The organism is Pseudomonas sp. EA_65y_Pfl1_P113 (assembly GCF_963970525.1).
In the GTDB taxonomy this organism is placed as follows: Bacteria; Pseudomonadota; Gammaproteobacteria; order Pseudomonadales; family Pseudomonadaceae; genus Aquipseudomonas; species Aquipseudomonas tritici.
The window spans coordinates 49,513-75,571 of the sequence record NZ_CAXAQM010000020.1 but is presented as its reverse complement, the minus strand read 5'-3'; the positions used below and the strand labels follow the sequence as shown (position 1 = coordinate 75,571).

Here is a 26,059-nt window from a genome sequence, read left to right as displayed (position 1 = left end):
GGCTTAGCCGCCCGGCGCAGGAGCGAAGATCGTCTGCAGGTGCGCTTCGCTTTCGCCCATGCTGATCTTGTCGTTGAGGCCCTGGCGCAAGTAGGTCACCAACTGCGGTTGCAGGGCGATAGCCAGGTCAGTCTCGCGATCGCCGCCGGCCACGTAGGCGCCGACGCTGATCAAATCGCGGCTCTGTTGGTAGCGCGACCACAGCTGTTTGAACTGTTGCGCGCGGGCCATGTGTTCCGGCGTAACCACCGCCGGCATCACCCGGCTGATGGACGCTTCGATGTCGATGGCCGGGTAGTGCCCCTCTTCTGCCAGGCGCCGCGACAGCACGATGTGGCCATCGAGCACGCCCCGCGCCGAGTCGGCAATCGGGTCCTGCTGGTCATCGCCTTCAGACAATACGGTGTAGAACGCGGTGATCGAGCCACCGCCGGCCTCGGCGTTACCGGCGCGCTCAACCAGCTTGGGCAGCTTGGCGAACACCGACGGCGGATAGCCCTTGGTGGCCGGCGGTTCACCAATGGCCAGGGCAATTTCCCGCTGGGCCTGGGCGAAACGTGTGAGCGAATCCATCAGCAACAGGACGTTCTTGCCCTTGTCGCGAAAATATTCGGCGATGCGCGTGCAGTACATGGCGGCGCGCAGACGCATCAGCGGCGCGTCATCCGCCGGCGACGCGACCACAACCGAGCGCTTGAGGCCTTCTTCGCCGAGGCTGTGCTCGATGAATTCCTTCACCTCGCGGCCCCGCTCGCCGATCAGCCCCACCACAATGATGTCGGCTTCGGTGAAGCGCGTCATCATGCCCAGCAACACCGACTTACCCACGCCGGTACCGGCGAACAGGCCCAGACGCTGGCCGCGACCGACCGTCAATAATCCGTTGATGCAGCGAATGCCCACATCCAGCGGCACGCTGATGGGGTTACGGTTAAGCGGGTTGATGGTAGGGCCGTCCATTGGCACCCAGTCTTCGGCCTTCATGCCGCCTTTGCCATCCAACGCACGACCGGCGCCGTCGAGTACGCGGCCGAGCATGCTCATGCCCATGGGCAGACGGCCGGTATCGGCCAATGGCACCACGCGAGCGCCGGGGGCAATGCCTGCCAGGCTGCCGACGGGCATCAGGAAAATCTTGTTGCCGGAAAAGCCCATCACTTCGGCTTCGACCTGCACCGGGTGGTAGCTGTCGTCGTTGATCACCATACAGCGGCTGCCCATGGCGGCGCGCAGGCCTTCGGCCTCGAGGGTCAGGCCGACCATGCGTAGCAGGCGCCCTTCAAGGATTGGCTGGCCGGGCAACTCTGTGGCTTCGGCGTAACCGCTCAAGCGCTTGGCGAAGCTGGTGCGATCAAGGCGCATCGGGTGCGTCCAGGTCCACGCTCAGGTCAGGCTCTGCCGGGTTCAACACCTGCTCGTGGGCCTGGTCCAGCAGCTTGGCCGTGATCTGGCTGATGCGGGTTTCCACCGTGGCGTCGATCCGGCTGTGTTCGGTTTCGACACGGCAGCCACCGGGTTGCAGCGCCGCATCTTCGACGATGCGCCAGGTTTCTTCATGGCGCTCGCGCAGGGCTTTGACCTGTTCGAAATCCTGCGGGTTAATGTACAGCCGCACATTGCCGACGCCCAGGGGCAGCAGCTTAAGCGCTTCGCGCATCACGCTTTCGATATGGCTGGAGTCCAGCACCAGCTCACGCTGGATCACCTGGCGGGCAATGTGCTGCACCAGGTCGACCATGGACTTTTCGATCTGCGAATCCTGCTCGGCGATAGGCTCGAACAGGCAGCCCATCAAGCGCTCCAGGCTGGCCAGCTTAACGCTCAGCGCTACCTCGGCTTCCTGGCGCACCTTGAGCGTGGTGCTGCGAAAACCGTCTTTTTCACCGACGGCGAAGCCTTCGTTGTAGGCCTCCTGGCGGATGCCTTCCAACTCTTCCAGGGTCAGTGGCTGGACTTCATCCAGCGGCACTTCTTCCATTTCCACCGGAGCTTCTACAACCGGCTCCGGCTCAGGCTCCGGCACGTGCGGATCGAAGCTGGGCAACGACCAGATGTCGAACCCGCCGACATCCCGTGCGCGAATCAGATCGCTGGGTGCCTCATCTTTGTTCGACATGGAAAGCGCCTTAAATCATTTCTTCGCCGCCCTTCCCGCCGAGAACGATTTCTCCGGCTTCGGCCATACGGCGGGCAATGGTGAGGATTTCTTTCTGCGCGGTTTCCACGTCGCTGACGCGCACCGGGCCTTTGGCTTCCAGGTCGTCGCGCAACAGTTCCGAGGCGCGCTTGGACATGTTCTTGAAAATCTTTTCCTTGACGCCCTCGTCCGAGCCCTTGAGTGCGAGTACCAGCACGTCGGAGGAGACTTCGCGCAGCAACGCCTGGATGCCACGATCGTCGACATCGGAGAGGTTGTTGAACACGAACATGAGGTCTTCGATCTGGCCGGACAGGGTGTCGTCGATCTCGCGGATCGAGTCCATCAACTGGCCTTCGACCGAGCTGTCGAGGAAGTTCATGATGTCGGCCGCGCGCTTGATACCACCCAGGGTGGTACGCGAGGCATTCGAGTTGCCCGAGAACTGCTTCTCGAGAATCGTGTTGAGTTCTTTCAGGGCCGCCGGCTGCACGGTGTTCAGCGACGACACGCGCAGGATGATGTCCAGGCGCACTTTATGGTCGAAGTGGCCGAGGACTTCACCGGCCTGGTCGGGGTCGAGGTACGCCACTACGATCGCCTGGATCTGCGGGTGCTCGAAGCGGATCACGTCGGCAACGGCGCGCGGCTCCATCCATTTCAGGCTGTCGAGGCCGCTGGTGTTGCCACCCAGCAGGATGCGGTCGATCAGGCCGTTGGCTTTGTCTTCGCCCAGGGCCGAAGTGAGCATCTTGCGGATGTAACTGTCGGAGCCGACGCCCAGGCTGGTCTGGTCGCCGACGATCTCGACGAACTCGCTCATCACCTGCTCGACTTGCTCGCGGTGCACATTGCGCATTTGCGCCATGGCCACGCCGACCCGTTGAACCTCTTTGGGGCCCATGTGGCGCAGCACTTGGGCGGCGTCGGTTTCACCGAGGGACAGCAGCAAGACTGCGGCTTTATCGACCTTGGTGAGCTTGGCAACAGCGGCTCGATCACTCATCTGCGTTAATCCACTCTTTCACGACTTGGGCCACACGGCCCGGGTCTTCTGCTACCAGACTCTTGATTGCGTTCAACTGAGCGTCATAGCCTTCGCTCGGGCTTGGCAACAGAATGCTTTGCGGGCCGCCCAGGCTGACGCGGTCGTTGGCCAGTTCGCCGTCCAGGCCGCCCATGCCACCCAACTCGACATCGCTGCCACCGAAGGGAGCCAGTTGTTTCTTGCCGTTGCCGGTGATGTTGTTGAGCACCGGGCGCAGCACGCCAAACACCAGTACCAGGATAAACAACACACCCAGCACTTGCTTGACGATGTCCCAGAACCACGGCTGTGTGTAGAACGCGGCCTCGGCGATGACTTCGCCACGTTCGGCGGAGAACGGCATATTGATGACGCTGACGCTGTCACCACGGCTGGCGTCGAAACCGACCGCGTCCTGAACCAGGCGAGTGAAGCGCGCCAATTCGTCGGCGCTCCATGGGGTGCGGGTTACCGCACCGTCAGCAGCGTTGACCTTGACTTGATCATCGACCACCACCGACACCGACAGGCGATTGACGCGACCCTGTTGTTGCTTGGTGTGGCTGATGGAACGGTCAAGCTCGAAGTTCTTGGTGGACTGGTTACGCTTGTCCGCCGGGTACGGTGCGAGCATCGGCTGGCCGGTGGCCGGGTCCATGATCTGCTGGCCGTTGGCATCCAGCAATGGCTGGCCAGGCTGAATCGCACCCGCAGTAGCGGCAGCGCCACCCGTGGTTTGCGGGGCCGAGGCCGGGGCCGGTGGCTGGTTGCTCAGGGCACCCGGCACGCCTTGCGGCGGGCCATTGGCGGCGGTGCGTTGTTCACTGGTCGACTGCTCGCTGCGCAACGCCGGTTGGTCCGGGTTGAACTGCTCGGAGGTCGACTCGACGGCGCTGAAGTCGATGTCGGCGGACACTTCAGCCTTGTAGCGATCATTGCCCAGCACCGGTTGCAGGATGTTGTGCACACGCTGGGTGAGCATGCTTTCCATGCGACGGCTGTAGTCGAACTGCTTGCCGGCCTGGGTCAGCGCGGAGTTTTCGGCCATGTCGGACAGCAGGTTGCCCTTCTGGTCAACGACGGTGATCTGCGACTTGTTCAGCTCAGGAACACTGGTGGCTACCAGGTTAATGATCGCCAGGACCTGGCCAGGCTCAAGGGAGCGGCCAGAAAACAGCTCAACCAATACCGAAGCACTGGGTTTGCGCTCATCGCGCACAAACACCGAGCTCTTCGGAATGGCCAGGTGCACGCGTGCACCCTTGACGTTATTCAGGCTGGAGATGGTGCGCGCCAGTTCGCCTTCCAGGCCACGACGGTAGCGAGTGGCTTCCATGAACTGGCTGGTCCCCAGGCCCTGGTCCTTGTCGAGGATTTCAAAACCGATATTGCTGTCGGACGGGGTCACGCCGGCCGCCGCGAGCTTCATGCGCGCACGGGCCACATCGTCGGCCTTGACCAGCAGCGCCCCGGAGTTGGGCTCAACGGTGTAGGCGATGTCGGCGGCGGCCAGGGTTTCCATGATCTGCTTGGAATCCATGCCCGCCAGGCTGCCATACAGCGGCCGGTAATCAGGTTGCTGCGACCACAGCACCACGGCAAAACCAATTGCCACGCTGGCAGCCAGGCCGACCATCAGGCCCACCTGACGCAGCATGGTCATTTCAGAGAGGTTTTCCAGGAACGACAGGCCAAACAGGGGCGGCTTGCCGTCTGCCTTGGCGGGTGCGTTGTCCACGACTGCTTCTGCCATGACTTAAATCTCGTCCTTAAACCGGCATCTGCATGATGTCTTGGTAAGCCTGAACCAGCTTGTTACGCACTTGGGTCAGCGCCTGGAACGAAACGCTGGCCTTTTGCGAAGCGACCATCACGTCGGTGAGGTCCACGCCGCTTTTGCCGATCTCGAACGCATTGGCCAACTGGCTGGAGGCTTGCTGGGTGCTACTGACTTTGTTAATCGCCGAACCCAGCATGTCGGCGAAACTGCTTTGGCCCAATTCCGGCGCTGGCGCGACGGATTTCGGTTGAGCCATGGCGTCCATTTGCATGGAGCGCATATCCAACATCAACCGATTGAACTCAATACCTTGGCTCATGAACTTCTCTCTCCGACAACCCGCAGTTTTTTGACGCTACGCCGCAATTACTAGGGGAAGTAGCAACAAGGGTGCCAGCTCTGTATCAAGTCGTAAGAAAAGGCGACAAAGCTTGTCGGCCTCGATACAGATCAGGTGGCGAATAGGTACGCGTCCACGTCCATGCCGGCGTCGCGCATCTGCGCCAGCTTGTAACGCAGGGTGCGCGGGCTGATGCCCAGGCGTTCGGCGGCCTCTTTGCGGCGGCCGCGTTCAGAACGCAGGGTGTCGATGATCATCTGGAATTCGCGGCGACGCAGGTCGTCGCCCAGGGCACCGGCAGTTTCGATTTCAGCCACCACGGGCGCGGGCGCCAAGGTCGGGAGCGGCGCCACACCGCTGCCCATGGCCAAACAGAAATCCTGGGGCTGGATCAGCCCGCCCTGCTGCAGAATCAGCGCGCGCTGGATGGCATTGTCCAATTCCCGCACGTTGCCCGGCCACGGATAGCTGATCAGGCAAGCCTGGGCCTCAGCGGACAGGCGTGCCTGAGCGTGCTTCATTTTTTTGACGTGGTTGTTCAGCAGGCGTTCGGCCAGCGGGATGATGTCCGCCGGGCGCTCGCGCAACGGGCGCCAGGCCAGGGGAAATACCGACAGACGGTAGAACAGGTCTTCACGGAAGCGCCCCGCCGCCACTTCGCCCGCCAGGTCGCGGTTGGTGGTAGCGACCACGCGGATATCCAGCTGGATCGGCTTGCGTGCGCCGACACGCTCTACTTCACGTTCCTGCAGGACCCGCAGCAACTTGGCTTGCAGGCCCAGAGGCATTTCCGAAATCTCATCGAGCAGGATGGTGCCGCCGTCGGCCTGTTCGAACTTGCCAGCCTGGGCCGCGATGGCGCCGGTGAACGAGCCTTTTTCGTGACCGAACAACGTGGCTTCGAGCATGTTGTCGGGAATTGCCGCGCAGTTGATCGCGATAAACGGTTGCTTGGCGCGGGTCGATTGCTGATGGATGTAACGTGCCAGCACTTCTTTGCCGGTGCCGGACTCGCCGGAGATCAACACAGTGGAATCACTGCGCGCCACGCGGGCCGCCAGTTCCAGCAACTGAGCACTGGCCGGCTCGAAGGCAATCGGGCCCTCGCCTTCGCTGGCCGAGACCACGCCGAGGGCATGCCGAGCGACCAATTCGATCAGTGCTTTAGGCTCGAATGGCTTGACCAGGTAATCCGCCGCGCCCTGGCGCATCGCGTCGACCGCGCGCTCCACGGCGCCATGGGCGGTCATCAGCAACACCGGCAACTGCGGTTGACGTGCACGCAGCAGGCCGAGCAACTGGTGGCCGTCCATACCGGGCATGTTCACATCACTGACCACCAGGCTGAAGGACTCCTGCTCCACCGCCTCCAAGGCGTCCTCGGCAGAACCGACCGCTCGGTAGTCGTGACCCGCCAGCAGCAGCGTGTCAGCCAATGCTTCACGCAGGGCGCGATCGTCTTCCACCAACAGAACCTTGATAGCCATATCCTCTCTACTCCGCGCTTGCCGCGCATGAAAACAGCGGCAAGGTCATCAATGCACAAGTGCCACGCCCCAGACGGGAATGCAGCTGCAATTCCCCCTGATGAGCACGCGCCACTGCCTTGACCACGGTCAGGCCCAGGCCCGTACCGTTGGTCTTGGTGGTGAAAAAGGGTTCGCCCAAACGCTGCAAAACGGCGGGCTCGATGCCGCTACCGCTGTCACTGATGCACAGGCGCAGGGTTTGCCCACGGCTGTACAGGTGCACCTTGAACCGCGCACCTGGACCGCTGGCCTGGGTGGCGTTTTCGATCAGGTTAAGCAGCGAACCTACAAGCGTGTCGCGGTTGCACAGCAGCTCACCGAGGTGGCTGTCGCATTGCCAGCGCACCTGGACGTCTTGAATATGGGTGGCGGCCGCCGCTTGCAGAGCCTGCATCAACTCGGCCGGCGTAATGCGATCGGTCAGCGGCAATTCACCGCGGGCAAACACCAGCATGTCACGCACCTGATGCTCCAACTCATGCAGACGCTCTTTAAGGCGCCCTGCAAAGCGCTGATGGGTGGCAGCGGGCAATTGCTCATCAGTCAAATGACTGGCGTAGATCAACGCTGCCGACAGCGGCGTGCGGATCTGGTGCGCCAGAGACGCGACCATGCGCCCCAGCGAGGACAAACGCTCGTGGCGCGCCAGCTGATCTTGCAGGTGACGGGTTTCGGTCAGGTCGTTGAGCAGCACGAGTTGGCCCGGCTCCGCGTCAAGAGATCGGGTAGCAATGGACAGGCGACGGCCGTCTTTGAGGGAGATTTCGTGGCCATCGTCTTCACGCGGCGCAAAGCAGCGGGTGATGACGTGGCGCCACAATTCACCTTCCAGCGGCAGGCCAAGCATGTCGCAGGCGGCCGGGTTGGCTTCGCGCACGCGGCCGTCTTCATCGATGACGATCACGCCACCTGGCAACAGCGACAGCAAGTTTTGCAGGCGGTTGGCCAGGCGTTCTTTCTCGGCCAGCTCTTCCATGCGCTGGGCACTGACCACGGCCAGCTCGCCTTTTAGCTCGGACACCCGGGCTTCGAGCAGGCTGTAGGAATCGGTCAGCTGGCTCGACATCTGGTTGAACTGCGAGAACGCGTGCTCAAGCCCCTGACGGGACAGCGGTTCTACAGGCGGGATCAACCCCTGGGTAACAGGGGCCGAAGATAGTTGGGCGGCGTGGGGCATCATGCTCTCTCGCTTGGCTGACCGTCAGTTAAACGGAACGTTGCGAGGGCTTTTGCAATACTTGTGCCGAAAAAAAACCAAGGTGCCCGGCCTCGCCAATACAGTTTCGTTTTGACGAGTGGCTGTTGCCGTCAGACAAGGCGCAGCGACGACTCATAGCTGGCTATGGGGAGGAGCTGCAACGCAGTATGACGGCAACAGACGCCGTCAAAAACGGAACAGTATTGGCGAGGCCGGACACCCAAAATCAGCGGCTTGAAAAACAGGCGTCAATCATCTGCCTGTTCATCACCTTCTTTGCGGCTCATACCGTACTTACGCATTTTCTCCACCAGGGTGGTTCGACGGATGCGCAGGCGCTCGGCGGCACGGGCGACGATGCCGTTGGCGTCGTCCAGGGCTTGTTGAATCAAGCCTTGTTCCAGGTTGCCGAGGTAGTCCTTCAGGTCCAGACCTTCAGGCGGCAACATGGCGGTGGAACCGAAGTCCGGGGTATGGCCGTTGATGGCTACGCGCTCTTCCAAGTCACTACGCAGGCTGTCGACCAGTTGCTCGTCTTCGTCGTCGACGTAGCGGAATTTCTTCGGCAACTCGACCACACCGATCACGCCGTAGGGGTGCATGATCGCCATGCGCTCCACCAAGTTGGCCAGCTCGCGCACGTTACCCGGCCAGCCGTGGCGGCACAGGGACATGATTGCAGCGGAGTTGAACCGGATCGAGCCGCGCTTTTCGTGCTCCATGCGCGAGATCAGTTCGTTCATCAGCAGCGGGATGTCTTCCACGCGCTCACGCAGCGGGGCCATCTCGATCGGGAAGACGTTGAGCCGGTAGTACAGGTCTTCGCGGAAGCTGCCGACCTCGATCATGCTTTCGAGGTTCTTGTGGGTGGCCGCGATGATGCGCACGTCGACGCTCTGGGTCTTGTTGCTGCCCACACGCTCGAAGGTGCGCTCCTGCAACACGCGCAGCAGCTTGACCTGCATCGGCAGCGGCATATCGCCGATTTCATCAAGGAACAAGGTGCCGCCGTTGGCCAGCTCGAAACGCCCGGCACGGCTAGTGATCGCCCCGGTAAAGGCGCCCTTCTCGTGGCCGAACAGTTCGCTTTCGAGCAACTCTGCCGGGATCGCCCCGCAGTTGACCGGCACAAAAGGCCCGTCGCGGCGCTTGGAGTGATAGTGCAGGTTGCGCGCGACCACTTCCTTGCCGGTGCCCGACTCGCCGAGAATCAGTACGCTGGCGTCGGTGTCGGCCACTTGCTGCATCATCTGGCGCACATGCTGGATGGCACGGCTGGTGCCGACCAGGCTGCGGAACAGGTTGGGTTCGCGATGGCGACCGCGCTCGCGCGCCTGATCGTACATCTCGCGATAGACCTGGGCACGGTGTAGGGAATCCAGCAGTTTGCTGTAGCTGGGCGGCATTTCCAGGGTGGAAAGCACGCGGCGGCGTTGGTCTTCTGGCAGATCGACAGAAGAAATATCGCCTATTAGCAACACAGGCAGGAACTCATCCCAGGTGGACAGTGTCTTTAACAAGCCCAAAACAGCGCCAGGAGCGTTTACCGTCCCGATCAGCACGCATATGACTTCACGGCTCGACGACAATGAGCTGACCACCTGCTGCCAGTCATGGCTGCCGCAGGGCAAATTTTCTTCACCGAGAAAATTTAAAATCACCGCCAGGTCGCGGCGGCGGACGCTATCGTCATCGATCAGCAGAATTTTGGTTTCACGCCACATGCAATAGCAACTTCCCTAGTAAAACTTCCTGCCCGGTGTGAGGGCAATCAAGACGGCTGTAGGACTTCTTACTCTATAGACGTCTGAAATCTGAAAACAGCACTAGTTAAGTCAAAAATGCTGGCACAGTCAAATATATGACGCGCCGCCCGGATTAACTAAGCGCATTCACCCGAACAGATGGTAGACCTTCGACGCATTTTTCGCTTGGTTGATCTGCGACATCTCTTCGAAAATCGCCTGGCGCTCGCCAGTCGTCACCTCAAGCAATTGCTGGTAAACCGCCAACAGGCTCTCAAGCTTCTCACGCAACGCATCCTCGTCCACTGGCGCTTCACTGAGCACCTCATCGATCACGTGACGGCAGCCCAGGTCCAGTTCGCCGATGGCGTCCCAGTTACGGTCCGCCAGCGCGCCCATCAGCGCCTCACGGGTTTCATCAATGCGTTGCAGTGCTTGGCTCATAACGTGTACCTCAAGGCCGGTGGCCTTATTCTGCTGCTGCCTGTGGCGCCGCAATAGCGTCCCAGCCTTCTTTTACGGTGATCAGCAAACGCGCCACTTCGTCGATCATGTCGGCGTCGTTATGCAGGTTCGCTTCCATCAGTCGGTTGGTCATATATGCATACAAACTTTCCAACTGCTGGACGTAAGCCGGGTTATCACTTTTTTGCGCATCCAGGCCGTCACGCAGGCCGATCACGATATCAATCGCCTTGCCGAGCATCAGACCCTTGGCCGCGATGTCACCACGCGCCAGCGCACCTTTGGCTTGGGCCATGCGGTCAAGGCCGCCTTCCATCAGCATCTGCACCAGGCGATGCGGGCTGGCTTCGGAGATCTGAGCATGGGAATTGACCTTCTGGTATTGGCGAAGGGCTCTCATGGGATTCATGTTTCTACCTCGTGACAGGCGACAGCGAAAAGGAATTCAGTAACCAATATGTCGACTGGGCCGCAAAAAGCTTTAGGCCAGTCGTCAATGATAAAAAAAGGCCAGACAAGTGTCTGGCCCGTATCCACTGAAGGGATCAATTATTGGTTTTTGGGTTGTTCAATGCATTGAGCGTGGTCATGACGCTGGTGCTTTGCTGGCGCAATTGGGCGACCAGGGTGTCCATGGCGTTGTATTTGGCGGAGAGGCTGCTGGTGAGCAGGGCCATGCGCTCATCGAGCGTGTTCTGCTGCTTGGTCAAATCCTTGAGGCTATCAGTCAGCGAAGAAGAACGCGTCGCCAGCACACCTGTGCTCGCTTTGGCAAAATCCTCCGTGGCGTTTTTCATGCGCGCCAGCATGCCGTCTTTGCCGGTGAACATGCTGTTGATATCGGCCGAGTTGGTTTTGACGGCAGCATCCCAACGCTTGTCATCGATCGTCAGCAGCCCCGTACCCGAACTTGTAACTACGCCGAATTGGGCCAAGGACTTGAAGGTACCGGTGCCCGACAACGCGTTGAACTCATTGCGGATTGCGCTCTGCAACGAGCGCATGGTCGAGTCACCCGTCAGCGCCGCAGCTGTGGTGCTGCCATCCAGATTCGTCGTGACCCTGGTCTCGGCGTTCATGGCGGTGATCAAGGCATTGTAGGTATCGAGGAAACCCTTGACCCCAGACTTGAGCGCCGTATTGTTTGTACTGACGGTGATGAGCGTAGCGTTTTTTTCGACATCCGAATTCGTCTTGAAGGTGGAAGGCGCCACCAACTTGATGTTTACACCACTGAGAGCACCCTCGATATTGTTGGTCTTGGACACAGACGCAACACCATCGATGCTGTACTGCGCATCCTTGGGATACTCGACAACGGTGGCCCCTACATCTAGCCCCGAGGTGCCAGAAAGAGTGAGATCTGAACCGGTCCCCATGGTGGTAGAGGTCAGGATCAACCGCGAACCATTGGAGTCGGTCTGGATGTTCGCGCTCAGCCCCGAAGTACCAAACTGGGTATTGATCGAATCCCGCACCTGTTGCAAGGTCGCACCGGCCGGAACGCTGACATCGTAAGGCTTACCTGACTGAGTGATGGTCAAGGTAGTCGGCTTATCCGTAGCGTTAACAACAGACGATGTACCACCGGCGAAGTTCTTGCTCGACAACTTCGACGCCTGGGCCAGTTGGTCGACGATCAACCGGAAACTGCCGTTTGAGGCCGTATTACTGGCCGTCATGGTCGCCGTCTTCTCATCCGAGGACGAACCCGTCAAACCGGTAAAGCTGCTGTCCTTGGACATCGTGTCCAGTGCACCACGAAACGCATCCAACGCAGCCTGAATCTTGCCGATCGAAGACAGCGTGGTGGTCGCTTTCTGGGACGCGGTATTGATCTGCGACTGCTTGGGCACCTTTTCGGCATCGACCAAAGACTTCACGATCGCTTGCGTATCGATGTTCGAACCGATACCACTTACCGTTGAACCCGCCATCATCTATCTCCTGTTCGGTGGCTGCCGTTATCTTGACTTATTACGCTTCAAGACAGGACAGCAACAAGTTTCATGCCAGCTCAGACCTTGTCGTCAAACAACAGGTGGCTTGCGCTGGAAAGGTTCTGTGCCAGCTTCAGCGCCGTTTCCGACGGAATCTGGCGAATGACTTCGCCATTGTCGGTATTGATGACTTTGACCACCACACGGTGGGTGGAGTCATCAATGGAAAAATCCAGGCTGCGCTGGGCAGCCTGAACGAATTCTCGAATATCGGTGACCGCTTTTTCCAGGTCCGCACGCTCAGGCTCTTTGCCTATGGTCGGTGCTTCCTGGACTTTACTGATGCTTTTGTCGGCTGCCACCTGAGCAGGTGCGCTTTGAGGTGCAACCAGCGGATAAGACGGGCTCAGCTTTACACTCATGTCCATGTCCAATCTCCTCTAAACCGAAAAACGGAAGGGCACGTAGACGCGCCCTTCCGTTAGTGACCAAGCGCTGGGATTACTGAAGCAGCTTCAGTACAGCGGATGGCAGTTGGTTAGCCTGCGACAGGATCGCGGTGGAAGCCGATTGCAGGGTTTGTTGCTTGGTCAGTTCGGCGGTTTCGGAAGCGAAGTCGACGTCCTGAACGGTGGAGCGTGCAGCGGTGGAGTTCTTCTGAATGTTCTGCAGGTTGTCTGCAGTGGTAGTCAGACGGTTCTGGGTAGCACCCAGGCCCGAACGAACGCCGTCGATGGTGCCGATGGCTTTGTCGATTACCGCCAGGGCGTTTTGAGCGTTGGTAGCGTTGGTGACGTCGGTATCAGCGATTTTGGTTTTGGTCGACGAAACGGTAGCGCCGGAGAACAAGTCCGAAACACCAGCAGCGGCATCGCTCAACGAGTAGCCTTTCGCCGAATCGAGGGAGACTTGACCGTTAACAACGAGCGTGGCAGTAGTCAGCGCAGCAGGGGTGGCGAAGGCACCGGCGCCATCTTTCGCGCCAACCAAAATGTTGGTCTGTGCGTTGCCATCAGCGGCTGAGAACGACAGGTTATCACCGGTATCAGACTTAACCGACAGGGTTTTGTTAGTTTCATCGTAGTTAACGCTGATGCCCAGCTTGGCGGAGTTAGACTTCAGTTGGTCAGCCAGACCAGCCAGATCGGTGACGCCTACGAACTTGACAGCCCCGCTGTTACCCACAGCCAGTGAGAAGTTAGACGGTGTTGAAGCGCCCACTTCCAGCTGAACTTCAGTGCTCGCGCTAGCACTCAGGCCACCAATCGAACCGTTCAGACCTGCAGCAATGTCTTTTGCCGAAGCGGCTGGGCCGTAAGTAACCGTCTTGGTTTGACCATTGCCGGTAACAGTGATGTCACCGCCAACCAAGCCACCGGCACTTGGCACGATTGCCTTACTTTTGATCTGTTGCGAACCAATAGTGCTGGCCGAAACGTTTTCCAAGCTCAGGTTGATGGTTTCGTTAGCGTTTGCGCCAACCTGAATGGCCTTGGTACCGTACGAACCGTCCAGCAACTTCTGGCCGCCGAAAGTGGTGGTGGCGGAAATTCGGGTCAGTTCCGAAGTCAGAGCCTGGTATTCGTCGTTGTTCGACTTACGGTCGTCAGGGCTGAGGGAACCAGTTGCCGAGGACAGAGCCAGGGTACGCATTTTTTGCAGGATGTCGGTCGAAGCCTGCATCGCGCCTTCAGCGGTCTGAGCGATCGAGATACCGTCGTTCACGTTCTTGACTGCTTGGCCCAGGCCATTGATTTGGCTGGTCAGGCGGTTAGCGATCTGCAGGCCGGCAGCGTCGTCTTTAGCGCTGTTGATACGCAGGCCGGAAGACAGGCGCTGCATGGAAGTGGCCAGGGCGCCGCCAGCTTTGTTCAGGTTACCCTGAGTAGTGATCGAAGCAATGTTGGTGTTTACTGTTAAAGCCATGACGAAATCCTCGTTGGATGGATACTGCGGCTTCCGGCCCTGGCAACCGCCGGGTGTGGCCTGAGAACCTACGTAATAGTTATCGTCGTGGTAGCCGGATGCTTGAGGATTTTTTTGAAATTATTTACTGGCGTCGTGCCACCCCTTGTAATTCAAGGGTTTACGCAGGCTCGAAACCCCGATTTCATTAGGTTTTCTGGCGCCAAATAAAAAACGCCGATGATCTTTCGATCATCGGCGTTTTTTTATTGAGGCGATTAAAGCATCAAGGGCGATAGAGAATCGCCGAACCCCACGACAGGCCCACACCAAAACCACTGATTGCCACGCGCTTCCAGGTGGCGTCCATCACGTGTTTTTCCAGCAGCAATGGAATGCTCGATGAAACGGTGTTGCCGGTTTCGACCATGTCCTTGATGAACTTGTCCACCGGAGCGTCTTCAAATCGACGCGCCACGGCGTCGACAATGGCCGCACTGCCCTGGTGAATGCAGAAGGCATCAATCTCGTCAGCCTTGAGGTCCGACTCGTTGAGCAGCTCGTGCAAATGCGCCGGCACTTTAAGCAGCGCGAAGTTGAACACCTGGCGGCCATTCATAAAGAACACGCCGTCGCTGACCTTAAGGTGCGGTGCGCCGGAACCGTCGGTGCCGAACTTGGCCTTGCCCAGCAGCCACGGTGCGTCTTCACCCATCCAGGTGGCGGTGGCGGCGTCGCCGAACAGCATGGTGGTGTTGCGGTCTTCCGGGTCGACGATCTTCGAGTACGGGTCGGCGGTGACCAGCAGGCCGTTTTTCAGGCCGGCGGCTTCCATGAAGCCCTTCATCGCATAGATGCCGTAGACGTAGCCCGAGCAGCCCAGGGAAATATCGAACGCCGCAACGTGAGTCGGCAGGCCGAGTTTGTCCTGGACGATGGCGGCGGTGTGGGGCAAGCCCTCTTCATCACCGTTCTGGGTCACGACGATCAGTGCGTCGATGGACTCGCGCTTCAAATCCGGGTTGTTGGCAAACAAAGCGTTGACCGCTTCGACACACAGGTCAGACGTTTCCTGCGCGGCATCCTTGCGCGGCAAAAACGCCGAACCGATCTTGCCAATGATGAACTCTTCATCCTTGGCGAATTTGGCACCCTGGGCGTAGTTATCGATCCCGTCTGCCGGCACGTAACTGGCGATGCTTTTTATGCCAATCATTGTGGCTTCCCAATACTAAATAGCTGGAGAACACCCCTGGGACTGCGCCCGGAGTGCTGACAATAAAGGGGATAACCCCATAAAAATTTCGCTGAAAGCCGCCTCGCAAGGACCCTGTGACGACTTATCCTTTTCACACGATACAGTGAAGATGCGCTTTATGACTCACAGGTCACTCAATTTTGTGTGCTTTGTGCAAAACCTTCAAACAATTAAACCCCATAAACGACAACGGCCCGCCCTGTTTCCAGAGCGGGCCGCTTGACGTCACGCCACTTACATCTTGTTGAAGAGGCTCAACTGCGAGACTTTTACAAACGCCAGTTGCGAGGCTTCCAGCATGGTCTGCTGCAGGGTCAGGTTAATCGCGGCTTCGCCCATGTCGATATTGGCCAGTGCACTCATGGTGGTGGTATTGGCCAGGCCGATACTGGCGTTTGCGTCGGATTGCACATCGAGCGCGTTTTCGCGCGCACCAATGGAGCCGATCACATTGCCCAGCTGGGTGGTCGAGTTGTTCAGGTTACTGACTGCGGCGTTCAACGCATCCTGAAGCTTGACGCGCGCGCCCGGGATGCCATCGGCCGGCTTTTCCAGGGCTTGGCGCAGCTGGCTTAGGGTGTCGAGGGCGTTCTGGGTTTTCTGGGTGCTCGCACCGACGGCAAACTGGTCGCCGATCTGCGGCGTACCGCTCAACCCAAAGGTCACACCGGCCGCAGTGATGGTATTCGGCGTCGTGGCTGTGTCGATAACGCCCGAATCGATCTCTTTGCTGTCGGCGGTATACGGCTGGGCAAATACCTTGAAGGCCGTCGGGTCGGTATCACTGAACTTGATCAGCACCCCGCTATTGCCGGGAAAGGTGCTGGAATAGTCCGCCGCGCTGCTGACGTTGCCGTTGGTCAGTTGTGCGGTCGACTGATTGCTCGCGGTACGCGAGACATTGAACGCATCCGGCTTGGCAGCCAGGTTGAACTCACGCCCCTGAACGAGCGCATCGGCATTCGGCCCGGTGGCGAGGTCAGTCATGTCGACGGTGATATCGAACTTGACCCCGCGCAGATTGACACTGGCGCTGCCCTCTTTGGTGGAATCGAACGTGCCATTACCCGCAATCTCTGAGGTAATGTCATTGTTGTCCTTGTCCGTCACCTTGTACTGGGTACTACTGGTGAAGGTCAGCTTGTAAGGTTGGCCGTCGGCAAATTGCTTGGTGTAGTCGATACCCGAAGTCACCAGGCCGGCCGAAATCGCAACCTTTTTATCATCGACCAAAGGCGGAGAAATCGCTGGCGGCAGCGGCGCGGTCGCAGGTGCAATGTAGGTGGACTGGGTGCGACTGCTGTTGGCCGCCCCTCCCAGAATGGTTTTGCCGGTATCGCCAGTGCGCACCGTGAGCGTCTCGGAAACCTGCAGGCTCAGTTCGTTTTCGTCACCCTGGTAGCTGTAGGTGCCATCGCTGTTGCGCGAATACGGGGGGGTTTGGGTCTTGGAGCCGGAGAACAAGTAGTTGCCTGCCGCATCCTTGCTATTGAGCAAACCCAGCACCTGCTCTTCCAGGGCCCCCACTTCGACCGAGATTGACTTGCGATCAGCATCGCTGGTCACACCGCCAGCCCGCAGGGCCAGCTGCTTGCCAGCCTGCATCGCCTTGTCGAGCGCATCCAGGATGCTCTGCTCGTTGGTCAGCGAACTTTTCAGGGAGCTGATATTGCCGCTGGACTGCGCCAGCATATCTTTCTGCTGCTGCAACATCAGCAAACGCTGCGCGGCCACCGGATCATCCCCAGCGGTCTGTACACGCACGCCGGAACTCGCCTGTTCCTGGGCCTTAACCACGCTGGAATAATTGTTCTGATACTTGCTCGCACTGGTGTCGAAATACTGCTGTGTAGAAATGCGCATCGTCCCAGACTCCCTTAAAGACTATTAATCAGCGTGCTGAAGGTTTCTTGCGCAGCCTTGATGATCTGCGACGACGCTGTGTAGTACTGCTGGAACTTGATCATGTCGCCCGCCTCTTCGTCCAGGTTGACCTGGGACACGGAGTTGCGCGCATTTTTGTTAGCCGCCAGCAACGCATTGGTGGCCGTGGTGTCAGTGGTGGCCGCAGCGGCCTTGGCGCCTACAGTAGACACCAACTTACTGTTGGCCCCGACCAGGCTCGTGCCGCCGGTGCCATCTGTCGCCACGCCCACGGTGGCCTTGGTTTGCAGATTCAGCAGTTGCTGGGCATTGCGGTTGTCGGATACGCCCGTGGCGTTAAACGAAAAGGTGGTGCTGTCCCCCTCGGTCGGCGAGCCCGCAACCGTGGTGTCAAAGCCAAAGCTCTTGGCCGGCACTACCAGGGCACCGCTGGCATCACGCATCGGCACGTTGACGGTGATTTTATTGGCCTGCCCCGGAATGATGGTCCCCGAGCCGATAGGATCGCCCTTGGCGTCGTTAAGGGTATAGCTCTGAGTGCCATCAGCCGCCGGCTTGCCGAACACCATCTTCACTGGCATCGAATTTTCAATGCCAACGCGCAGTTGCGCGGTAGTCGCGCCACCCTGGATATCCAGGGGCAGGGTCAGGGTCGGCGGTGTGAAGCTACCGGTACCCTGGTTGGTTTTGCTGGCCTCCCCGTTCAGCGGCGCGGCAAACGCAATCTTGCTCGGGTCGTTGAGGACAGTACCGATATTCTGGGCGCCACTGGCGGTCGGGCTGACTTTAAAGCTGTCACCCGCCTGCATCGGTCCGTTCTTGAGTTCCAAGGTGAAACCATCGATCACCGAGGGCGGTGTAGCCGTGATATCAAACGTGCCCATGGCTTTGCCATCAGAGCGCTCGACGGTGACTTTGTTGAGATCGACAGGGTCGCTGAAGGTGACCTTGTAATCGAAGTTGGTCAGCTTGCTGGTGTCCTTGATCGTAACACCCAGGCTACCAACGCCCTGATTACCTTGAGCGGAAAGGCTACGCAGCGCGACAGACGCAGCGCTGTTGATGTCTTTGAACATCGACGAGCCGAATTCGCCGTTCAGGTCGATACCCTGGCCCAGTTGACTGTTGATCGTATCGGCAGTGACGATAGCAATGCGACCCAGGTCATTGATGGCCGGCATCAACACATCGCTGCGATAGCGCAGCAAGCCACCGATGCTGCCACCACTGATCACGTTGCCCAGGTCCATCGTCGTCCCGCCAGCCGCATTCATCTGAATCGTGTACTGGCTGGTGTCGCTCTTGCTCGGTACGGCAGAAAGGGTGTTGGACCGATCGCCCAGCACCAGGGACTGGCCGGTACCGGTACTGACGCTGAACACACCGTTCTTCTCGCTGGCGTTCACGCCGATCAACTCATTGAGCGAACGTACGGCTTCGGCGCGCGCGTCCAGCAGGTTGGCCGGGGTGGTGTTCGAAGACCCCTGCACCTGAGTAATCTGTTTGTTGAGCGAAGCAATCGACGAGGTCAGCTGGTTGACCTGATCGGTCAAGGAGGTCAGCTGGCTGTTAATGGTTTCTTTCTGCTGGCTCAATTGGCTGGAGATCGAGTTGAAGCGGTTGCTCAATGTCTGGGCGCTGGTCAGCAGTATCTGGCGAGCCGAGGTATCACTCGGGTTAGCCGAGGCGGTCTGAACAGCGGCAAAGAACGAACTGAGCACGGACGACATGCCCGTAGTCTTGTCCGACAACGTCTTGTCCACGGCGCTCACTTGATCCAGGTAAGCCTTGGCATCGCTGTTGAGCGAGGTGCTGTTCTGGTACGCCGTGTCCAGGTATTCGTTGTACACCCGGCGCACGTCAGCCAGGGTGGTACCGCTGCCGATAAACACGCCGCCGTACTGGTTCGACGCATTCGCGCTCTGGGTAGTCTGCTGACGCGAATAGCCCGCCGTGTTGGCGTTGGCAATGTTGTTACTCAAGACCGACAACGATCCTTGAGCAGCGTTAAGCCCCGACATCCCGATATTGAGCAAACTCATGGTTCAGACCTTATAAATGTGTGGTTGCGCCAGCGGCAGCGTAGTTCTGGTAACTGTCCATCGTTTTGGCGATCTGCGAAATCTTGCTGGCGTAGGCCGGGTCGGTTGCGTAACCGGCTTTTTGCAACTCGCGTACAAACTGTTCCGGGTTGTCGGCCGACTTCACAACTTCTTTATAGCGATCATTGCTTTGCAGCAATGTCACCAGGTCATGGAAGCTGTCCTGGTAAGAGTTGTAGGAACGGAACTGCGCCGTTTCCTTGACCATTGCGCCGTCACGGAACTCGCTGGTGATCGCACGCGCTTTCTCGCCCTGCCAACTCTGGCCGGCCTTGATGCCAAACAGGTTGTGGCTGCTGGTGCCATCCTGGGCGCGCATCACCGATTTACCCCAACCAGTTTCCAGGGCGGCCTGGGCCACCAGGTACTTCGGGTCGACACCAATGCGCGCGGCGGCCGCCTTGGCCATTGGCAACATGGTCGCGACAAATTCATCCTGCGAACTGAAGGCCTTCTTCGCCGGCGCCAACGGTGGCTGGGCCACGGCACGGCCGTAGACCTGCATGCGGTCGCCGGGCACCGCGAAAGTGCGCGCCGTGCTGTTGACCACGTTGTCATCGGCCGCGCTGTTACGCAGTGGCGCAGACTTGGCGACGGTGGTTGCATCGGTACTCGGCACGATGCCGGACAGCAGGCGATCAGTCAGCCTGCTCGGCAAGGCAATCCGACGCTGGTTCATCAATTCCATGTCATTGCTGTGCGATGCAGCAGCCCCAGCCTGTGGCTCTGCCACGCGGTAAGCCCACAGCGGACGCTGGCCATTGGAACGGCCCAACGGACCTTCGGCCTGGGTGCCGGCGGCAATTTCCGTCGGCACGTCGACTTTCTTGGCAGCCCCTGCCGCCGCAGGGCCCTGCAGGGTGGCGGCCTGGGCCTCCACCGGCTTGTTCTTCTGCATCTGACGCATCAGCACATCGGCCAGGCCGATACCCCCGCCTTCGCGGGACATCGAGACCGCGAGTTGCTGGTCGTACATTTCCTGATATTGCTTGGCGGCCGGCGTGTTCAGCGGGTTGTCCTTACCCAACGCCTCGGTGGCCGAACGCATGGACTTGAGCATCTCGCTCAAAAACAGCGACTCGAACTCCTGCGCGACCTTGCGCATGTTGCCTTCGCTGTTCTTGTCGTCGCCGACCTTGAGCTGGTTAAGCCGGTTCAAGTCGGAGTAAGACCCCGAGTCCGCCGTGCTGCTGATACCGCTCTTGCGCATGTCCATGACCATGGCCTCAGATCACTATCAGGTCGGCTTGCAAGGCGCCGGCCTGTTTCAGTGCTTCGAGAATCGCCATCAAGTCGCCGGGCGCCGCGCCCACCTGGTTCACCGCACGGACAATCTCATCCAGGGTGGTGCCGGGGCCGAACTTGAACATCGGCTTGGCTTCTTGCTGGGCGTTGACGCGTGAGCGTGGCACCACCGCCGTCTGGCCGTTGGACAAAGGCCCAGGTTGGCTGACGATCGGGTCTTCGGTGATGGTCACGGTCAGGCTGCCGTGGGTCACCGCTGCCGGCGATACCTTGACGTTCTGGCCGATCACAATGGTACCGGTACGCGAGTTGATGATGACTTTGGCGACAGCCTGGCCCGGGTCGACTTCCAGGTTTTCCAGGATCGACAGGTAGTCGACGCGCTGGCTGGGGTCCAGCGGGGCGGTCACACGGATCGAGCCGCCGTCGATCGCCTGGGCCACGCCAGGGCCGAGCATGTCGTTGATCTTATCGACCACGCGCTTGGCGGTGGTGAAGTCGGAGCGGTTGAGGTTCAGGGTCAGGCTGTTGCCCTGGTTGAAGCCGCTCGGCACAGTGCGTTCAACACTGGCACCGCCTGGGATACGACCCGCCGACGGCACGTTGACAGTGATCTTCGAGCCGTCGCGACCTTCAGCATCAAACCCGCCCACCACCAGGTTGCCCTGGGCGATGGCGTAGACGTTGCCGTCGATCCCCTTGAGCGGCGTCATCAGCAAGGTGCCGCCACGCAGGCTTTTCGAGTTACCGATCGACGCGACAGTGATGTCCACCAGTTGGCCGGGCTTGGAGAACGCCGGCAAGTCAGCACTGATCGACACCGCCGCGACGTTTTTCAGTTGCACGTTGCCCGAACCGGCCGGCACCTTGATGCCGAACTGCGAGAGCATGTTGTTGAAGGTCTGCAGGGTGAACGGGGTCTGGGTGGTCTGGTCACCCGTACCATTGAGCCCCACCACCAGGCCGTAGCCGATCAACTGGTTGGAACGCACACCGGAAATGCTCGCGATGTCCTTCAGGCGTTCGGCCTGGGCGACAGCGCTTAAGCAAAGCAGGAGCGCGGCCGCCATCAGCTGTTTGAAGTTCAAAGTGGCCACCTAGAAAGGGAACAGCGGGCTAAGGAAGAAACGGTCGAACCAGCCCGGCTGGCTCGCATCGGCAAAGGCGCCCGTGCCGGAATAAGTGATGCGTGCATCGGCAATACGCGTGGACGGCACGGTGTTGTCGGTGGTGATGTCATCGGCGCGAACCATGCCCGCAATGCGCACCAGTTCGTCACCGGTATTGAGCGTCATCCACTTTTCACCGCGTACGGCGAGGATGCCGTTGGGCAATACATCGGCTACGGTCACGGTGATCGAACCGGTCAGGCTGTTGCCCTGCCCCGCCGCGCTTTTGCCGCTGGTGGCACGGTCGCCGCTGTAGCCGGCGCTGAGGCTCAGGTCGCCATCACCCAATGGGTTGTTGACGTTGGGCACGGCGCCGAACAACGACGTCAGGCCGATGCCAGCCTTACTGGTCTTGCCGACTTGAGAGTTGGCGTTCTTGCTGGCCTGGGTGCGCTCGTTCAGGGTGATGGTGATGATGTCACCGACCCGGAACGCCTTGCGGTCGCTGTACAGGTTCTGTTCGAAGCCCGCCTGATAGATCGAGCCATTGTTGGCAGCCGCCGGCAACGGCGTGCGTGGCAACACCGGCGCGTAGTACGGGTCATTGGGTTTTGGCGTCGGGGCGACACAGCCCGCGAGCACGGCAATCCCACTCAATGCCAGAACAGAAACATAGCGATTCATGACCCTTACCTCACGGTGTTGCAGGCGACCTCAGGGGCGCCCCATAGACTTGATTACAGATTCTGCGTTACGAACGAAAGCATCTGGTCGGCGGTGGAGATCACCTTGGAGTTCATCTCGTAGGCGCGCTGGGTGGTGATCATGTTGACCATCTCCTCAACGGTGCTCACGTTGGACGTTTCCAGGGTGCTTTGCAGCGTGGTGCCAAAACCGTTCAGGCCAGGGGTGCCGATTTGCGGTGCGCCGCTGGAGGCGGTTTCCAGGAACAGGTTGTTACCCATGGCCTGCAGGCCGGCCGGGTTGATGAAGTCGGCGGTTTGCAGGTTACCGATCACTTGCGAAGCCGGGTTACCGGCGACGGTGATAGACACGGTGCCGTCGTTGCCGACAGTGAACGTCTTGGCATCAGCCGGTACGACAACGGCTGGCTCCAGGGAGAAACCGTTGGCCGTCACGATCTGGCCGTTGGAATCCAAGTGGAAAGTACCGTCACGGGTGTAGGAAGTGGTGCCGTCCGGTTGCAGGATCTGGAAGAAACCACGGCCGTTGATGGCCATGTCCAGCGGCTGGCCGGTCTGCTGCAGGTTGCCGGCGCTGAAGTTCTTCTGGGTGCCGACGATCTGCACACCGGTACCCAGTTGCAGGCCCGACGGCAGTTCGCTGTCCTGGGTCGATTGGGCGCCTGGCTGTTTCTTGATCTGATAGAGCAAGTCCTGGAACTCGGCACGGTCACGTTTGAAACCCGTGGTCGACACGTTGGCCAAGTTGTTGGAAATGGTGGTCAGGTTGGTGTCCTGGGCGGACAGACCTGTTTTGGCAACCCATAGAGCCGGAAGCATGCTGTTCTCCTTCGTGCGCCTGTTTGTTGGCGCCGCGTTGCAAATTAGTTAGGGGCTATCAGCTCATCTGCATGACGCGAGTCATGGCCTGATCGTCTTCTTTAGCGCTGTTCATCATCTTGATGTGCAGCTCGAACTGCTTAGAAAGCGCCAGCACCGCTGTCATTTCTTCTACGGCATTGACGTTGCTCGCCTGCAGAAAGCCCGAGGTCAGCGTGACCCTAGCGTCGGCTTGAGCCGGCTGGCCATCCTTGGTGTGGATGGTGCCGTCCAGGCCTTTGCTCATGTTCTTCAGGTCCGGCTGGACCAGCTTGATGCGGTCCACTTCAGCCATCACACGCGGGCCTTCACCCATGGCGCGGATGCTGATGGTGCCGTCGGCACCCACTTCGATTTTCTGCTGGGGCGGCACGGCAATCGGGCCACCGTTGCCCATGATCGGCATGCCGTTGCCGGCCCGCAGCACGCCCAATGCATCGACGTTCATGCTGGCGCTGCGCACGTAGGCCTCGCCGCCATCCGGGGTTTGCACGGCCATCCAGCCATCGCCGCTGACGGCAACGTCCAGGTCACGGCCGGTCTCAATCATCGCGCCAGGGGAGAAGTCAGTGCCTGGGCGCTCGGTCAAGGCAAACGCCCGCGCCGGAAAGCTGTCACCGAACACTGGCATCGAACGCGCCTGCTCCAGGTCACGCTGGAAACCATTGGTGGAAATGTTCGCCAGGTTGTTGGCATGGGCCTTCTGCGCCAGAGCATTCTGGCTGGCGCCGGTCATTGCCACATAAAGGTACTTGTCCACGCTCTTTCCTCTTTCTGACGGACGCTTGCCGCCCACCGCTGTACTGATAAGGCTTAAGCAATTTGCGAACCAACTTTGGAAAAGAAGGAGAAGTGCAGGCGGGACGGGGGTTTGGCGGGAGATGGGTGGATTAGGCTGCCGGCTGAGAGTCGAAAAAACGGCGGACTACTGCCGCGTGCGGCAAACACCGGTATTACAGGCGACAAAAATTCAAATGATGTGGGAGCGAGCAAGCCCGCCCCCACAGCTTGCCCCTGTTTAGCCAGTGGGTTATTTGTCGGCCTTGACGACTTCGTAATCGCGCAATTTATTGGCGATGGTGGTGTGCGATACCCCTAACCGCTTGCCCAACTGCCGACTGCTCGGGTGCTCGGCGTACAAACTTTCCAGCACCGCCTTCTCGAAGCGCCCGACAATGTCCTCCAAGCCGCCCTCCAAGGAAAAATCGCCAAGGGGCTGACGCACGCCATAGTCCGGCAGCCGAATATGCTCGGCCTTGACCATCCCGCCATCGCACAACGACACCGCCTGGAATAGCACGTTTTCCAACTGCCGTACGTTGCCTGGCCAGTGGTAGTGGCTCAGACGATCCATCGCAGCCGTCGCGAGCTTCGGCAGCGGGCAGCCGATCTGCCGGCTCGCCTGATCAAGGAAGTGATCCACCAGCGGCGCCAGGCCGTCGAGGCATTCGCGCAGCGGCGGGATATGCAGGGACAGCACATTTAGACGGTGGTAAAGGTCCTGGCGGAATTCGCCACGGGCGCACAGTTCAGACAAGTCCACCTGGGTGGCGCAGATGACCCGCACATCCAGGTACACCTCTTCATCGCTGCCTACGCGGCGGAAGCAACCGTCCTGCAAAAAGCGCAGCAACTTCACCTGCAAGCGCGCGCTCATTTCCCCCACGCCGTCGAGAAACAGCGTGCCGCCCGCCGTCAACTCCAGCAGCCCCAGCTTGCCTTCGGCGCGCGCACCTTCGAACGCGCCGGGGCCGTAGCCGAACAGCTCGGTCTCGGCCATCGACTCCGGCAAACCGGCGCAGTTAAGCGCCATCAACGGCGATTGACCACGCGGGCTGGCCAGATGACAGGCACGCGCGAGCAGCTCTTTGCCGGTGCCGGTTTCGCCTTCTATTAATAGAGGCGCATCCAGCGGCGCCATGCGTCGCGCTTCGCGAACCACGGCGGCCATGACCTTGGAACTCTGGAAAATGCTGTCAAAGCCGCGCAGCTCCTGCTTGCGCACGTTGTAGATGCGTTCACCGACGCGGTCGGCGCGGTGCAACGTCAGCACGGCGCCGGCCATGGCCTCGCTGTCATCATGTTCGGACGATTGCAGTGGCGCGATGTCCGCCAGGAACACGTCACCCTTGACCTTGACCCGCAGGCCGTTGATCCGCGATTTGCTCGCACGCACCAGCTCCGGCAAGTCGAAGTCCTCGGCATACCGTGACAACGGAATCCCCGGCACTTCATCCACCCGCACCCCGAGCAACTGGGCCGCCGCGCGGTTGGCGGCGACGATGGAACCGCCCATGTCGATCGACAGCACCGGAAACTCCAGGGCGCCGAGCAGCGCATTGAGTTCCATGTGCCGGCGCTCGCTGGGCATCAGCCCTACCCTTTTCACCCCAAACACTCCGGCAATCGCCTCGAACTGCGGGCGCAGCGCCTGGAACTGCATGTTCACCAGGTTCGGGCAGTACAGGTAAATGGCATTGCCATGCTCACCGCCGACCTCGCCCTTGGCGACGTTGACGCCGTACTCCACCAACAGGTTGAGGATGTCCCGCAGGATGCCGATACGGTTCTGGCAGTGCACTTTGATACGCATGAAAAGGCCCGAAAGTTGGGTAAGCGCCGCGGCTTTTTTGTCGCTGGGCGCAGATAGTCGTCAAGATTATGTGACAGCTTTGGGGGTTTTCCCAGCCCGACCCAGCAGCAAATCCGGTATCCGTAACGAATACTTTACGAAAACCGGTAAGTTTTCCTACTCAGAGGCGTTTTAAACAGATGGAATCCCGGCGCGCACGGGTTATCAATAGGCTCAACGCAGGACATAACAAGAACGAAT

The 26,059-nt window shown here is 59.7% G+C and carries 22 protein-coding genes; all 22 read right to left on the bottom strand.

The window, feature by feature from the left end; all coding sequences use genetic code 11:
• Positions 1–3 precede the first annotated feature (3 nt).
• The 22 genes from fliI to AACY52_RS18545 all read right to left on the bottom strand — a co-directional run bounded on the left by fliI (position 4) and on the right by AACY52_RS18545 (position 25,819).
• Complete coding sequence (fliI, locus tag AACY52_RS18650; protein WP_339416618.1) at positions 4–1,362, bottom strand: flagellar protein export ATPase FliI; 1,359 nt, start codon at positions 1,360–1,362, stop codon at positions 4–6.
• Positions 1,352–2,116 carry a flagellar assembly protein FliH gene (gene fliH, locus AACY52_RS18645; protein ID WP_339427404.1) on the bottom strand — a complete coding sequence of 255 codons (765 nt, stop codon included), beginning with the start codon at positions 2,114–2,116 and terminating at the stop codon, positions 1,352–1,354. The genes fliI and fliH overlap by 11 nt, the downstream gene beginning before the upstream one ends.
• Positions 2,117–2,126: 10 nt before the next feature.
• Positions 2,127–3,143, bottom strand: coding sequence for a flagellar motor switch protein FliG (gene fliG / locus AACY52_RS18640; protein ID WP_032887877.1), 1,017 nt, complete (start codon positions 3,141–3,143; stop codon positions 2,127–2,129).
• The gene (fliF, locus tag AACY52_RS18635) at positions 3,136–4,917 is read right to left on the bottom strand and encodes a flagellar basal-body MS-ring/collar protein FliF (protein WP_339416621.1); all 1,782 of its coding nucleotides are present in this window, start codon (positions 4,915–4,917) and stop codon (positions 3,136–3,138) included. Before fliF ends, fliG begins: the two co-directional genes overlap by 8 nt.
• Before the next feature lie 16 nt (positions 4,918–4,933).
• Positions 4,934–5,263, bottom strand: coding sequence for a flagellar hook-basal body complex protein FliE (fliE, locus tag AACY52_RS18630; RefSeq protein ID WP_049712148.1), 330 nt, complete (start codon positions 5,261–5,263; stop codon positions 4,934–4,936).
• A 131-nt stretch (positions 5,264–5,394) separates the two neighbouring features.
• On the bottom strand, positions 5,395–6,771 hold the full coding sequence (locus AACY52_RS18625) for a sigma-54 dependent transcriptional regulator (RefSeq protein ID WP_339436308.1): 1,377 nt from the start codon (positions 6,769–6,771) through the stop codon (positions 5,395–5,397).
• 7 nt (positions 6,772–6,778) lie between these two features.
• Complete coding sequence (locus AACY52_RS18620) at positions 6,779–7,990, bottom strand: ATP-binding protein (protein ID WP_339560697.1); 1,212 nt, start codon at positions 7,988–7,990, stop codon at positions 6,779–6,781.
• A 269-nt stretch (positions 7,991–8,259) separates the two neighbouring features.
• Positions 8,260–9,735, bottom strand: a complete 1,476-nt coding sequence (locus AACY52_RS18615) for a sigma-54 dependent transcriptional regulator (protein WP_339416625.1) — start codon at positions 9,733–9,735, stop codon at positions 8,260–8,262.
• A gap of 168 nt (positions 9,736–9,903) precedes the next feature.
• On the bottom strand, positions 9,904–10,200 hold the full coding sequence (locus AACY52_RS18610; RefSeq protein ID WP_015885198.1) for a flagellar assembly protein FliT: 297 nt from the start codon (positions 10,198–10,200) through the stop codon (positions 9,904–9,906).
• A 25-nt stretch (positions 10,201–10,225) separates the two neighbouring features.
• The gene (gene fliS, locus AACY52_RS18605) at positions 10,226–10,630 is read right to left on the bottom strand and encodes a flagellar export chaperone FliS (protein WP_339416628.1); all 405 of its coding nucleotides are present in this window, start codon (positions 10,628–10,630) and stop codon (positions 10,226–10,228) included.
• 136 nt (positions 10,631–10,766) lie between these two features.
• Positions 10,767–12,158 carry a flagellar filament capping protein FliD gene (gene fliD, locus AACY52_RS18600; protein ID WP_339560694.1) on the bottom strand — a complete coding sequence of 464 codons (1,392 nt, stop codon included), beginning with the start codon at positions 12,156–12,158 and terminating at the stop codon, positions 10,767–10,769.
• A gap of 80 nt (positions 12,159–12,238) precedes the next feature.
• A complete protein-coding gene (locus AACY52_RS18595) occupies positions 12,239–12,589 on the bottom strand; it encodes a flagellar protein FlaG (protein ID WP_339560693.1) in 351 nt (116 codons plus the stop codon).
• Between the two features lie 73 nt (positions 12,590–12,662).
• Entirely contained in the window at positions 12,663–14,087 is a 1,425-nt protein-coding gene (locus AACY52_RS18590) for a flagellin (RefSeq protein ID WP_339560692.1), read from the bottom strand.
• A gap of 265 nt (positions 14,088–14,352) precedes the next feature.
• Positions 14,353–15,282, bottom strand: a complete 930-nt coding sequence (locus tag AACY52_RS18585) for a ketoacyl-ACP synthase III (protein ID WP_339416633.1) — start codon at positions 15,280–15,282, stop codon at positions 14,353–14,355.
• Between the two features lie 276 nt (positions 15,283–15,558).
• Complete coding sequence (locus AACY52_RS18580; RefSeq protein ID WP_339560691.1) at positions 15,559–17,187, bottom strand: flagellar hook-associated protein 3; 1,629 nt, start codon at positions 17,185–17,187, stop codon at positions 15,559–15,561.
• Positions 17,188–17,201: 14 nt separating this feature from the next.
• Positions 17,202–19,250, bottom strand: a complete 2,049-nt coding sequence (flgK, locus tag AACY52_RS18575) for a flagellar hook-associated protein FlgK (RefSeq protein ID WP_339493454.1) — start codon at positions 19,248–19,250, stop codon at positions 17,202–17,204.
• 10 nt (positions 19,251–19,260) lie between these two features.
• Positions 19,261–20,532 carry a flagellar assembly peptidoglycan hydrolase FlgJ gene (gene flgJ / locus AACY52_RS18570; protein ID WP_339438378.1) on the bottom strand — a complete coding sequence of 424 codons (1,272 nt, stop codon included), beginning with the start codon at positions 20,530–20,532 and terminating at the stop codon, positions 19,261–19,263.
• A 4-nt stretch (positions 20,533–20,536) separates the two neighbouring features.
• Complete coding sequence (locus tag AACY52_RS18565; protein ID WP_339416765.1) at positions 20,537–21,625, bottom strand: flagellar basal body P-ring protein FlgI; 1,089 nt, start codon at positions 21,623–21,625, stop codon at positions 20,537–20,539.
• Positions 21,626–21,652: 27 nt separating this feature from the next.
• Positions 21,653–22,348 (bottom strand): flagellar basal body L-ring protein FlgH, encoded by a 696-nt coding sequence (flgH, locus tag AACY52_RS18560; RefSeq protein ID WP_339416637.1) that lies wholly within the window; start codon positions 22,346–22,348, stop codon positions 21,653–21,655.
• 53 nt (positions 22,349–22,401) lie between these two features.
• A complete protein-coding gene (gene flgG, locus AACY52_RS18555; RefSeq protein ID WP_185703632.1) occupies positions 22,402–23,187 on the bottom strand; it encodes a flagellar basal-body rod protein FlgG in 786 nt (261 codons plus the stop codon).
• 58 nt (positions 23,188–23,245) lie between these two features.
• Positions 23,246–23,986, bottom strand: coding sequence for a flagellar basal body rod protein FlgF (locus tag AACY52_RS18550; protein WP_065873760.1), 741 nt, complete (start codon positions 23,984–23,986; stop codon positions 23,246–23,248).
• A gap of 270 nt (positions 23,987–24,256) precedes the next feature.
• Entirely contained in the window at positions 24,257–25,819 is a 1,563-nt protein-coding gene (locus AACY52_RS18545) for a sigma-54-dependent transcriptional regulator (RefSeq protein WP_339493456.1), read from the bottom strand.
• Positions 25,820–26,059: the final 240 nt, after the last annotated feature.